Genomic DNA, 12,792 nt, shown 5'->3' on the forward strand with positions numbered 1-12,792 from the left:
CGCGTCAGACGTCTTGACTGCAAGACGGTCGCGTCAGGATCGATACGACATTGCGCAACACATGGGTCTGATCGTAAAGCGCGCAGCCGCGCTCACGTCCTGCCTTTCCCATAGCCTCACGTAGCGCAGGATTACGCACAAGCTGCGCAAGGGCTTCCGCAAGCGGGGCCGCAAGACCGGGAGGCACAAGAAACCCGGTCACGCCATCTACCACCTGCTCATTGGGTCCCCTGATATCGGTCGCGACAACGGGCAGTCCCGAAAGCATTGCCTCGATGACAGACATCGGCAGGCCTTCAAAATGACTGGGTAGCGTGAATATATCGGCAGCGGTCAGAAGATCCGCCGTATCGTTGCGATAGCCGAGACATTTCAGCCGATCACCCAGAACGGCGCGGGCATGTGCGAATTCCTCTTCCATGGCATCGCCATGGTCTGAAGCAAGACGTTCGCCCACGATCAGAAGCACGGCCCCGGGAACGTACTCCAAGGCACGCAGCAGCTCCGGATAGCCCTTGTGACGTACCAGGCGGGACACAGCCATGATGACAATAGCTGAGTCGTCGAGGCCGAGTGCGCCGCGTATGCGTGCGCGCCTGTCCGCATCCGGGCGATATAAAACCGGGTCGCGCCCGTTTGCTACGGGGTGTGGCCAGGGATGAATACGCAAGCGCCGGGCATCGCGGGCTTCAGCCTGCGATACCGTCATGTAGCGGTCGGTCACCTGCCCCGCGATCCATTCGAGTACGAAAGAAAGCAGACGACGTCTGGCCGAACCCGGCTGATTGAACAGGTAACCGTGGCACGTATAGGCGATGCACGGCACGTCACACCACCATGCAGCGATGCGTGCAAGAAAACCGCTGATTGGCATATGGCCATGCACGATATCGGGGCGAACCGCACGTATCAGTCGTATCAGCGCCCTGAAAGCCCTGACCTGCGCTACGGGAGAGAAAGAGCGTGCCATCGGCAACGGGTGGACCGTGAAGCCATCGTCCCTGACGACAGAGAGATGCGCTCCCTCTGCACATCCGCCCTCAACATGATGCCCTGCATCGCGAAGCGCCTGCATAAGAGGATGGAGGAACTGCCGCATGGCAAAATCGACATTGGTGATCTCAAGAATGCGCAGGGCGTGTCCACCCTCCTGCGGTGCGCTATCGATCCTGCGCCGCCCGAACCGTCGCGAGATCCTCATTCCGGAACACGCTCCATAACCCACTGAATAACCTGTCTGGGTGAGGAAAGCGCAGCACTATTCTCACGGTTGGGCGCGCTCATACTGGCTGTTCCGGTCGGGGGGCGTGCGTCAGCAACCTCGGAAGCCGTGTCCTGCGCGCGCCCGTCCCGGGTATCCTCTCTCCCCTCAGATACCTGCGCGACCAGCCCCTCGCCCCCTGCCGCAGACGCAGCATCCGAAGACGGGGCATTCGGTCTGAATCGTTCGGCCTCATCGCTGGAAGCGGCGCGCGTGCTTTCCTCCTGCACCTCGACCGGCTCTGTCACGGCGGCAGTTGGTCTGACGACAATCTGAAGACTGGCGACCGGCCTTTCACCGCCTGCATAGACACTTTTCTCAAGCGACAGGGCACCCCCTTCCTGACGGAAACGCCAGATCATGCCGCCCGCATACATAAGGACTTCATCGGCATCGGGGGCGAGTTCGGCCTTGACCGTAGGGTGAAGATGAAAACGCAATGCGAAATCGACCCTGCGCTCTCCGTCCACACAATCCTCACCACGGAGGTCTTCTCCCGTCGGACCGAGATACAGGCGTCTGCGCCATGTGGCGCCGAAGCCGGGATACCAGCCATCGTGCTGACCATCGAGCCAGTGCGCGCCATCCTGACTTTGATGGGTCAGGGTCACATGGGCCGGCCGACGAACGATATCGCCGGAGGGACTGATATCGCAGCAGGATGTCTGGTCGATCACGAGGGAAGAATGCGCTGCTGTCTCACGCAGGGCGCGCTTCCAGGCACCGGTCGCTGCTGCCCCGCAATTGACGAACAGACGCTGCCGCCCATGGGAGAATTCGAGAGACAGAGGTGCCGCATGGGCATTGCGATCGTAGCCGGACGGGGGAACCTGCCCCCCATCGACGAAAAGAAGCGCCTTGCCGGCCCCGATACGCCAGAAACCGCCATCGGGCATGGACGACGCGAGCAGTCTCTGTCGGGCACCGTATTGTATGATACGATCGATGTGCCGGTGATCCTGCTCCTTGCTGCCATTGAACAAAGCAAGCCCGCCATCGCCATGACGCAATGCACGCAGGATCGGACACAGACGAGCAAGCGCGCCCTGCACTTTTTCCGAAGGCGGAAGCTGCGCCATACGCATGAAGACGCTGATCTCCGCCATTTCCCGCGTTGCTTCGAGCTGCGCCAGCGGGCTGCGTTCACGCAGCGTTCCGTCAGGCAGAATCTGACGGTCGAGTTCCTGATCGAGAAAACGGTGGAAGCGCTGCAAAAACCCGGTCTGCGAAGGAATGGCCACCGCAACTGCCAGCAAACCCTTGAGCGCGGTCAGGTTTCTCCATCCGGCTTCGGCAAGGGGCAGCATGATCGAGACCAGACGACCCTCGACGAGCAAACGGTCCATTACTCTTTGTCTGAACGCCTCATTGGCAGAGGCCGCGAAAAAATCGAAATGCCCAAGCCAGGATGCCAGGCGGGCACCTGCCACATGGGCATTCAGAACAAGCGGATCGATGGGAGGCTGATCGAGCCAGCTGCTGACGATCGATCGGGCGTAGAGCCTTGCCTCGTCGCTACCGAGCGCACGCAGATCGCGCAGCCAGGTAAAACCCTGCACCCAGTCGCGTTGCGCAGGCGCCAGATCGGTATATTCCCAGTCATCGGCTCGCAGCGTGATTTTCCGCCCTTCGAACCGGGCCGCCCCGCTGACCAGCAGAGCCCCATGATCGGGATCACCCGGCCAGATATCCCGTATGGCATGCACAGGAAGGTCGGGGGCACGCGCTATGCCCGGCACGCTCGGTGGAAGCCTGGCAAATGAAAGGCGAGCCTCACGCGCCCAGCGTCCGAACATGCCGGTATGGTCCTTTTATTCAGGTGGTCAAGACAGGCTCCCTGCCTGTCTCAAAGATGTGATCGCCGCAGCATAGTCTTCCTGGCCGTAGATGGAAGTCCCTGCAACCATCATATCCGCACCGGCACCGGTTGCGAGGCGTGCTGTGGACAGATCGATACCGCCATCGACGCCTATCCGGATGTCGCGTCCGGTCGAATCGGCCATCTCGCGCAGCCTGCGTATTTTCGAGACCTGGCTATCGATGAATTTCTGCCCCCCAAAACCCGGGTTGACCGTCATCACGAGAATGATGTCGACAAGATCGAGCACATATTCGAGCGCCTCGGGCGGCGTGCCCGGACAGATCGCGATACCCGGTTTCTTACCCAGCGCCCGGATATGCTGCAGGGTACGATGGACATGCGGATTGTTCTCAACATGCACGTGAATATGGTCGGCCCCGGCCTTGGCAAAAGCCTCGATGAACGCGTCGGCGGGGTCGATCATGAGATGGACGTCGAAAGGTTTGTCCGTACGGTTGCGCAGCGCCGCAATCATACCGGGACCGAAAGTCATGTTCGGCACGAAATGCCCATCCATGACATCCAGATGCAGCCAGTCGGCGCCATCGCGCACCACGGCATCCACTTCCTCGCCCATACGCGCAAAATCGGCGCTGAGAATGCTCGGTGCGATAAGTGGGGTCTTTAACTGGGGCATAGGCTCTCCCTTCTTTACGATCCAATCGGTATCAGATGCTTTTGCGCAGCCTTGCCGCAAAAAATCCATCCATTCCACCGCGTTCGGCCCACATGCCGGGATGGGTGCGGAATGTACCCTGTTTCGTGAGCGCCTCAGGCATTTGTGCCAGTTCTTCCGCGGTGAAAGGCTCGAGAACCCATCCACGCTTGAGAGCTGCCGCCACGCGCTGGGGGCCTTCCTCGTCCTGAAGCGAACACACAGCATAGAGCAACACGCCGCCCGGCTTGAGCATGGCTCCTGCCGCATCGATCAGACGATCCTGATCCTTGGCCAGCGCCAGCACATCGCGAGGACGCTTGACCCACAGAACATCGGGGTGGCGACGAAGCGTGCCTGTTGCAGAACATGGCGCATCGAGCAGAACCGCATCGACCTTTTCTTCCGGCTGCCAGACGAGGGCATCGGCTACAACGAGTTTGGCATCGAGACCGAGACGATCGAGATTCTGGCGCAAACGCCTGGCACGCGTCTCTTCACGCTCGACCGCCGTCACTTCGGCACCTGCAACGGCAAGCTGGGCCGTCTTGCCGCCCGGAGCGGCACAGAGATCGATCACGGTTTCTCCGGGCTTTATGCCCAGCAAACGGGCGGGCATGGTCGCAGCAACATCCTGCACCCAGAACGCGCCCTCTTCGAAGCCCTCAAGCTCGGTCACACGTGTGCCCGGCGGAAAGCGGAGATTTCCAGTGGGCAGGATCTCGCCTCCCTCGGGGGCGGTCGCGCCAGGGCGCAGCGTCAGGTCGATCGGGGCTTCACGATGCAGCCCGGCCGCAATATCGCGTGCCCGGTTGCCCCATGCCGTCCAGAGCCAGGCTGGAACGTCCAGACGATCCTCGTCGAGTCCCTCGGCAAGCTCATCCCCGTCGCGGGCGACACGGCGCAGCACGGCGTTGGCCAGCCCGGCGAAGGGCGCAAGGCCACGACGGCGCAAAAGCGAGACGATCGTGCCAACAGCCGCATGAGGCGGCGTTTCGAGATGACGCAGCTGGGCCACCCCCATGAGCAGCGCACAGCGTACCGGTGCCGGTGGCTCACGCCTCAGCAGAGGTTGAAGCAGCTCTGTCATGCTGCCCATGTGACGCAGCACGGTCGCGGCAAGGCGATGACCGCTGGCGCGGTCGCGTGGATCGGTCAGGTTGCTGCGATCGAGCGTCGTCTCGAGCATACGTCGATGCTCGACGACACCGCAGAGAATATCGAAAGCCAGATCGCGGGTCGGATCGGCGGGAATCTGTGAAGGTGCTTTGGACATTGCCTTGCCAATGGCATTTCGCGAAGCGCCGCGCTACCCCTTCTCGCAACCGAACAGCAACAACTTGCGGATATGGCCATGACAACCGACACATTATCCACCCGTCTCGATCAGATCCGTACGCGCGTCGACGCGGCCTGTCACAAAGCCGATCGTAGCCCGGACAGTGTCACGCTGGTCGCCGTCAGCAAGTTTCATCCTGCCTCTTCGATCGAGAAAGCCCTGATCGCAGGGCAGCGCGTCTTCGGCGAGAACCGCGTGCAGGAAGCGAAGGAGAAATTCCCCCAGCTGCGGGAGAACTGGCCGGATCTGCGTCTGCACATCATCGGTGGGCTTCAGACGAACAAGGCACTCGAAGCCTGTCGCCTGGCAGATGCCATCGAATCCGTCGATCGCACGGCGCTGGTAGACGCGCTGTCGAAGGCCGCCGATCGGCTCGGCCGCGTGCCGGATCTGTTTGTTCAGATCAACACAGGCGACGAACCGCAGAAATCCGGCGTCAGACGTGAAGAGGCCGATGAGTTCATTACCCTCTGCAAGGCACGCTTCGGCAGCGCTCTCAAGGGGCTGATGTGCATACCGCCCGAGGATGAAGACCCGGCCCCGCATTTTGCCTATCTCGCCCGGACGGTGCGTGCGCACGGTCTGAGCGTGTGTTCCATGGGCATGTCGGCAGATTTCGAAACGGCCATTGCACAGGGTGCCACTCTGGTGCGTGTGGGCACGGCAATCTTCGGCGCCCGTCCGACCAATTGATCACGATCCCCGGATCGAAGCTGGTCGATAGTGTTAGGGCGTTTTAACCGTTCACACGCTTGCGGTGACGCGATCAATAATCGTATGGCAGGCCTTATGTCAGTGATCGCTCACATCTATGTGTGCCATACCGCCTATCTTCTACCCGGTACCACGCATTGTGTTTGCCATGAGTTGGAACAGAAATGACAGACAGGCCTGATGGTCAGCCAGGGTCGACCAATGCCGCCGGAACGGCAGCAACCGGGACGGCTACAGACGGACAGGGCTCTATCCGTGAGTTCGGTGCCTCTGGCGAACTACACAAGGAAGCACCCGTTGGCCTTGCAGGCCTTCTTGGCGTGCTGGGTGTCGTCTATGGCGATATCGGAACCAGCCCGCTCTATGCGTTTCAGGCATCGGTCCAGATTGTCGGCTCCATTCGCCACCCGGCCGAAAGCTGGGAGATCATGGGGCTGGAAAGCCTGATCTTCTGGGCTCTGATGCTGGTCGTTACCATCAAGTACGTCATGCTCGTCATGCGTGCCGATCATGATGGCGAAGGCGGCATCATTGCGCTCATGTCGCTGGCACAGCGTGTCTGCAAATCGCCGAAATACCGATGGTTTTTCGGGATTGTCGGTATCGGGGGCGCCTGCCTGTTCTTCGGTGACGGCATTATCACCCCGGCCGTATCCGTGCTTTCGGCCATCGAGGGGATCGAGGTCTCGGTTCCCTCGGCCTCACATATCATCATTCCCGTCGCCATCATCATCCTGATTGCGCTCTTCAGCGCACAGGCTCTGGGAACGGGCAAGATCGGCCGTGCTTTCGGGCCGATCATGATGATCTGGTTCCTGACTCTGGCCGTGATGGGTATTCACTCCATCATCCAGACGCCCCGTATTCTCATGGCGCTCTCGCCTTTCTACGCGGCACAGTTCGTGTTTTTTCACGGATGGCTCGCCTTTATCGCGCTCGGCTCTGTCGTTCTGGCTGTCACAGGTGCTGAAGCCCTCTATGCCGATATGGGCCATTTCGGCCGCGCTCCCATACGGTACGCGTGGCTGTTCTTCGTCCTGCCTTCGCTGACACTGAACTATCTTGGCCAGGGTGCCCTGCTGCTGCGCAACCCGGCGGCGCTGCAAAACCCGTTCTATCACCTTGCCCCGGGCTGGGCGCAGATCCCGCTTCTTTTCCTGGCGACAATGGCGACGGTCATTGCCAGTCAGGCCGGCATATCGGGTGGCTTCTCACTGTGCCGACAGCTGATCCAGCTGGGCTACCTGCCCCGTATGCGCATCACCCACACCAATGCCGAAGAAGAAGCACAGATCTATCTGCCCGTCTTCAACTGGGTGCTCGCAATCGGCTCCATCCTGCTGGTGCTGTCTTTCCGCTCTTCTTCCGCACTGGCTGCGGCCTATGGCATTGCCGTAACCGGCACATTCATGTGCACAGCGATGCTGGCCATGGTCGTGTTCCGGCGGGTGTTCAACTGGAGCGCCCCTCTGGCGGGACTGGTTTTCGGCTTCTTTCTGATCAGTGACGGCACGTTCTTTGCTGCCAATGTGCTCAAGATCCCCGACGGGGGTTGGGTGCCTCTGGCGATCGGCGTCTCGGCAACCATTCTCATGACGACCTGGGCACGCGGTCGCAGCCTGATTCGTGCACGCCAGATGGCAGATTCACTGCCCATGGCATCGTTTCTCGCCCGCCTGCCGCAATCACGCACCCTGCGTGTACCGGGCATGGCCGTTTTCCTCACGGCCAATCCGGAAACGGTGCCCACCTGTCTTCTGCACAACCTCAAGCATAACAAGGTTCTTCACGACCATGTCCTGTTCGTGACCGTCCAGAACCTGGATCAGCCCGAAGCAGAGCGTGGTCATCGTGCAATGGTGCAGGAGCTCGCGCCCAATATCCATCGTGTGATCATACGCTATGGATTTATGGAAATGCCGAACCTTCCCAAGGCACTCGAAGAGCTCAATGCTGCCGGGGTCGAGTTCGATGCAATCCAGGCCTCCTATTTTGTTTCGCGTGAGCTGGTCGTGCGCTCCAGCCTGCCCAAGCTCTCTCTCTGGCGCATGTGGCTCTTCCTGGTGATGGTGCGCAATGCCGTGCCCAGCACAGAGTTCTTCCGTATCCCGCCCGATCGCGTTGTCGAGCTGGGGGTGAGGATCGCCATCTGACCGACACGCCCTCTCTTTCGCTCTACGTGCATTGGCCCTTCTGTCTGGCCAAATGCCCGTATTGCGATTTCAATTCGCATGTCCGCGACGACATACCCCATCGTCGTTTCACGACAGCGCTGCGTCAGGAGCTTGCCTATGACGCTGCGCGTACGGGGCGGCGCCGATTGCGATCGATCTTTTTCGGGGGAGGCACACCGTCTCTCATGCAGCCTGAGACGGTTGCGCTTCTGATAGAAGATGCCCGTCGGCTCTTCGATGCTGATCCCGATCTTGAAATTACTCTTGAGGCCAATCCGACAAGCGTCGAGCAGGCAAAGCTTCAGGCTTTTCGGGAGGCCGGTGTCAATCGGCTGTCGCTCGGCATTCAGAGCCTCGATGAAAGAGCCCTGCGCTTTCTCGGGCGGGAGCACTCTGCCCCTCAGGCCATCGCAGCTCTGGAAACGGCCCGCGCGCTGTTTCCGCGCCTGTCTTTCGACCTAATCTATGCGCGTCCCGATCAGAGCCTCGCCGACTGGGAAAGCGAGCTGCGTCAGGCGCTGGCGCTCGCCTCGGATCACCTGTCGCTTTACCAGCTGACCATCGAACAGGGGACGAAATTCGAAGCCCTGTACAGGCAGGGTCAATTCGCACTCCCTGAAGACGATGACGCGGCGCGCCTCTACGAGAAAACGGCCGAAATCGCTGCCCTGTTCGGCATGCGGGATTACGAGATTTCCAACTATGCCCGCCCCGGAGCGGAGAGCAGGCATAATCTTACCTATTGGCGCTATCAGGATTATATCGGCATCGGCCCTGGCGCCCATGGTCGACTGACGCTGAATGAAGGACTGTTGGCGACGCGTCGTCATCGTGCCCCTGAAATCTGGGCCGAGCGCGTTGAGCAGCGTGGAAGCGGCTCGACCGACGAGTGTCCGCTCTCGCCTGAAGAACGTGGACGCGAGGCCCTTCTCATGGGTCTGCGCCTGCGCGAAGGGATTTCGCTGGACTGGTTTACCGCACGTACAGGCAGAGAGCTGCGTGACTGCGTGAACGCCGTCATTCTCGAAGCCGCTCTGGAAGAAGGCTATCTGACGCTCGACCGCGCACGCCTTATCGCCACCGATGAGGGGCGTGTCAGGCTTGAAGCCCTGCTCGGCGCACTTGTCCTCTGATCCAGCTCCATATTCTCCATTCATGTAACGCAGCCAGATCGATCTCAGGATCCGACGCAAGAACCGCTCTTTTCACAAACGATCAATCCTCCCAGAATACGCGCCAGAACAAGAGGCGTGGAACCATCACGCCTATCCGGAGTAAGTGCCTTTCATGCGTCGTTTTCTTGCCAGCCTCGCGCTCGCCGCCCTCACGATCGGATCCGCAGCCGCCGAGACCCGTAACGGCCCGGAACTCGTTATTGCCGATAACGACTATCTCGGTCCGGGCGGGTCGAACATCCAGTCCGTCATTCCCCTTCTGAACAATCCGAAGCTCCGCGTTCTCGGCCTGACAGTCGTAGCGGGCGATGACTGGGAAAACGCCGAGAGCGCGCGCATCAGACGCTTTCTGGAGGTCTCCGGTCACAGGGACGTGCCCGTCTATAACGGTGCGACCCAGCCGCTCATCAACACCGTGGCCCTGACTCGCCTGCGCGAGCAGCAATACGGCAAGCTTCCGTGGAAAGGGGCCTGGGGCGGTATGGGCTCCATGGACAAGACGCCGGATACGCAGCCCAGTGTGGGACAGACACCGGACGGCCAGCCCGAGTTGCAACCGCAAGGCATTCCGGCCGCGCTTTTCATGATACAGCAGGTCCATGCCCATCCGCATGAGGTGACCATCATCGAAGCGGGTCCGATGACCAATCTCGCGCTTGCCATACGGCTCGATCCGAGCTTTGCCGCCACGGCCAAACAGCTCGTCTTCATGGGCGGCTATCTCGATCTGTCCATGATGTCGGTGACGGGCAACGCGGATAATGGTTCGGATTTCAACCTCATCTTCGATCCCGAAGCCGCCCACATTACCCTGACGGCCCCCTGGGCACGCATAACCTCGGTCGCCAACGTCTCGAACGATGTGATGCTCAGCCAGAGCGAAGTCGACGCGATCGGCAAGGGCCACAAAACACCGGTCACCGATTATCTCAGCAGATTCTATGTGCCGCTGGCCATGTGGGACGAAGTAACGAGCGCCATCGTCGCCGAGCCTTCTCTCATCACCCGTTCGCAGGATGCCTATATGGATGTCGAGATCGGCAAGGGTATCGGCTACGGTCACGCCTATGTCTGGCCGGATGCGCTCGCTCCCAAGGCTATGGGTGTACGCAAGGTCCGGATCGTGCAGGCAATCGATGTTCCTCGTTTCAAGACGCTCTATGCCGGCTGGGCACAGGGCTTCATGGGAAAACACTGACCTTTGCTGCATATGATCAAACTGGTCGTGGGCTGCACCACGCTCGACGAACTCGCCGCGTGGATGGCACGCGGCGAGCGTATCGAGGGCCATGGTGTGATACGCACGCGCACCATGCCCAAACAGGCCGATGAAATTGCCGGACAGGGATCGCTATATCGTGTGATGGGCGGGCTTGTGCTGTGTCGTCAGCCTATCGCCGGGTTTCGTCCCTTCACACGTCCCGACGGGCAGTTGGGCACGCATATCCTGGTCACTGACGACATCATCCCGGTTCATCCGCGCGCCATGCGCCCATTCCAGGGGTGGCGCTATCTCAAACCGGACGATGCCCCCCCCGATCTGGGGGGACAGTCGGTGGTATCAGGCCTCGAGGACCTCCCCCCTGCCCTGCGGCGGAGCCTGTCCGAGCTCTGTCTGATCTGATCCGGGCGGCGTGACGGATGGAAGATCGCTGAGCAGCCCGCTGCGCAGGAACGCGATGAAAGTCTCTGTAACTTCGCCAAGCGGTCGCTCAGGGGTCATCAGCCTGCTGGCAAAGTCTTCAAACCGCTCTGCCTGCGCGAAATCTGCCCTGCGCAGACCATTCTGCATGTCGAACCGGTAAAGCGTCACTTCACCGCTCAGGCGACGCAATGCGCGCAATGTCTGCCCGGTTGTCATGGCATCGCCATCCTGTTTCAGGCTGATCTGACCGCCGAAAAGCGGCAAACCGCCACGCGCAAACTCCGCCGCGATCAGGGTCTTGCCGACATCACGCTGGGCGCGATCCGTCTCTACCGGAACCTGATCACCCGAGAGAACCAGTGCAGCATAACGACAGCTGGCCAGAAGAGCCCGCCTGAGAAGTGTGTCGCGGTCAGTATCACGTCTCTGGGGCCAGAGCAGCAGAACGCAGGCCAGCGCCACACCGCTGCCAATCAGATTATCGAGCACGCGTGCCCATATAATTCCACCGCCAGGCATCACCGCCTCGGCGATGACCACAACAAGCCCTGTCAGGAAGAACACCAGCATGGTGTAATTGACGGCGCGCGTGGCGATTGCTGCCAGAGACAGAAAGACGGCGGCCAGAAGCAAGGCGGGCTTGCCGGGCAGGACGAGCGCACAAAGCGCAGCCAGCAGGCTTCCCCCGATACTGCCAATCACACGTTCCACGCTGCGCACAAGGGTGAGGTGACCGGCCGGCTGCATGACAAGCAGCGCTGCGATCAGCGCCCAGTAAGAGAACCCCTCTCCCGCATAGAGACAGATGAGCTGCGTGATACTCAGCGCGAATGAGAGACGCAGTGCATGACGCCATATCGCTGGGGTCAGAACGGGCGCCGAAAGACGAGGCACAGCGTCATCTTCACGGTGACGCCGGGAGAACGCATCGATCATCTGCCTGAACGCCATGACGCAGGCATTCAGGGGCATGGTGCTTGCATCCTGCCTGGTCAGGGCCTCGCGTTCGAGCCCGTCGGCAAGCCGACCCAGAATACGGAAATCGGGTTGGGGCCTGCCCGACTGACGCGTGCATTCATGACAGGCTGTGCCGAGACGCTTCAACCCGCGTTGCGCACCCGGTGGCAGCAAACCGCGTTCAGCCAGATGTTCCAGCGCCAGGAGTGCCGTAAACACTCTCTCTGCAGTCGACAGCATGGCCTCGAGACGGCGTCTTACGCGTGAGTTTCCATGACGGGCATCGAGAAGGGCGACAAGACCGCGCGCGCGCTCGATGGCGTTACGTGCCGCCTGGCGATGCACGGTCTCGCGCAAACGTCCCACCGCCAGCTCACGCGCCATGAGATCGAGGATGAAAAATGTCGCAGCCAGACTGCGCCGCGCAGGCGCGTAAGGCTGCTGACGCCATAGAACCAGACAGAACAGCATGGCGAGAACGCCGCCCGCACAGAACAGCCCCGCAATGGCAAGTGCCTGCAGAGGCGCCGAAGGAAAGCCTGTTGCCGCCACAGCTGCGCAGCCAGCCAGAGCCCAGAGCTGGGTAATCGCAGGGGAAAAAACCCGGGCCAGCCCGCATCCAAGACCGATGAGTGCGACCAGCAGCACGGTCGCGCCATTGCCGAAAAAACTCAGCGCGGAAACAGCAAAGACGAGCGCCGTGCCTGCGAGGGTGAACCCTCCGAGGACCTGAAACCGCTCGCGATCGGGACCGCCGGGATCGATCAGGCAAGCCCAGAAACAGGCAAAGGCAATCCAGGCCAGTATGGGGGAATCGAAAAACAGGGACGGCACAAGGGCAAGTGCCGTCACAATGGCAGCGCGTCCCCCTTCATACAGGCTAAGCTGTTCGGGTGTCAGGGCGACTGCGTAGCGCGCGAGATGATTGGTCGTGGACGTTGTGAAAGAGGCAAGGGAGCGGAAAGCAGCAGGTCGGGAACGCCCCTTCTTCATGCTGTCTCTGCTCCCTCG

The 12,792-nt window shown here is 60.8% G+C and carries 10 protein-coding genes; 5 read left to right on the plus strand and 5 right to left on the minus strand.

Annotated elements, in window-relative coordinates; translation table 11 throughout:
* Positions 1 to 4 precede the first annotated feature (4 nt).
* From NF685_RS04715 to NF685_RS04730, 4 genes are all read right to left on the minus strand, one after another.
* Positions 5 to 1,135: a glycosyltransferase family 4 protein gene (locus NF685_RS04715; protein WP_252848830.1), complete on the minus strand. Its 1,131-nt coding sequence runs from the start codon at positions 1,133 to 1,135 to the stop codon at positions 5 to 7.
* A gap of 62 nt (positions 1,136 to 1,197) precedes the next feature.
* Positions 1,198 to 3,057, minus strand: a complete 1,860-nt coding sequence (locus NF685_RS04720; protein WP_252848776.1) for a heparinase II/III family protein — start codon at positions 3,055 to 3,057, stop codon at positions 1,198 to 1,200.
* Between the two features lie 27 nt (positions 3,058 to 3,084).
* Positions 3,085 to 3,759, minus strand: coding sequence for a ribulose-phosphate 3-epimerase (gene rpe / locus NF685_RS04725; RefSeq protein WP_222548033.1), 675 nt, complete (start codon positions 3,757 to 3,759; stop codon positions 3,085 to 3,087).
* Positions 3,760 to 3,790: 31 nt separating this feature from the next.
* Entirely contained in the window at positions 3,791 to 5,053 is a 1,263-nt protein-coding gene (locus NF685_RS04730; protein ID WP_252848777.1) for an RsmB/NOP family class I SAM-dependent RNA methyltransferase, read from the minus strand.
* Between the two features lie 78 nt (positions 5,054 to 5,131).
* Here NF685_RS04730 and NF685_RS04735 point away from each other — a divergent pair, with 78 nt between their 5' ends.
* From NF685_RS04735 to NF685_RS04755, 5 genes are all read left to right on the plus strand, one after another.
* Positions 5,132 to 5,809 (plus strand): YggS family pyridoxal phosphate-dependent enzyme, encoded by a 678-nt coding sequence (locus tag NF685_RS04735; RefSeq protein ID WP_252848778.1) that lies wholly within the window; start codon positions 5,132 to 5,134, stop codon positions 5,807 to 5,809.
* 185 nt (positions 5,810 to 5,994) lie between these two features.
* Positions 5,995 to 7,983 carry a potassium transporter Kup gene (locus NF685_RS04740; protein ID WP_222548036.1) on the plus strand — a complete coding sequence of 663 codons (1,989 nt, stop codon included), beginning with the start codon at positions 5,995 to 5,997 and terminating at the stop codon, positions 7,981 to 7,983.
* On the plus strand, positions 7,980 to 9,137 hold the full coding sequence (hemW, locus tag NF685_RS04745) for a radical SAM family heme chaperone HemW (RefSeq protein ID WP_252848831.1): 1,158 nt from the start codon (positions 7,980 to 7,982) through the stop codon (positions 9,135 to 9,137). The genes NF685_RS04740 and hemW overlap by 4 nt, the downstream gene beginning before the upstream one ends.
* Positions 9,138 to 9,291: 154 nt before the next feature.
* Positions 9,292 to 10,377: a nucleoside hydrolase gene (locus NF685_RS04750; protein ID WP_252848779.1), complete on the plus strand. Its 1,086-nt coding sequence runs from the start codon at positions 9,292 to 9,294 to the stop codon at positions 10,375 to 10,377.
* 3 nt (positions 10,378 to 10,380) lie between these two features.
* The gene (locus tag NF685_RS04755) at positions 10,381 to 10,803 is read left to right on the plus strand and encodes a DUF1489 family protein (RefSeq protein ID WP_222548038.1); all 423 of its coding nucleotides are present in this window, start codon (positions 10,381 to 10,383) and stop codon (positions 10,801 to 10,803) included.
* On the opposite strand, the gene NF685_RS04760 is transcribed toward NF685_RS04755, so the two are convergent.
* A complete protein-coding gene (locus NF685_RS04760; protein ID WP_252848780.1) occupies positions 10,741 to 12,774 on the minus strand; it encodes an FUSC family protein in 2,034 nt (677 codons plus the stop codon). The two genes, NF685_RS04755 and NF685_RS04760, sit on opposite strands and share 63 nt — an antisense overlap.
* Positions 12,775 to 12,792: the final 18 nt, after the last annotated feature.

This window comes from Asaia lannensis NBRC 102526 (genome assembly GCF_024054035.1).
In the GTDB taxonomy this organism is placed as follows: Bacteria; Pseudomonadota; Alphaproteobacteria; order Acetobacterales; family Acetobacteraceae; genus Asaia; species Asaia lannensis.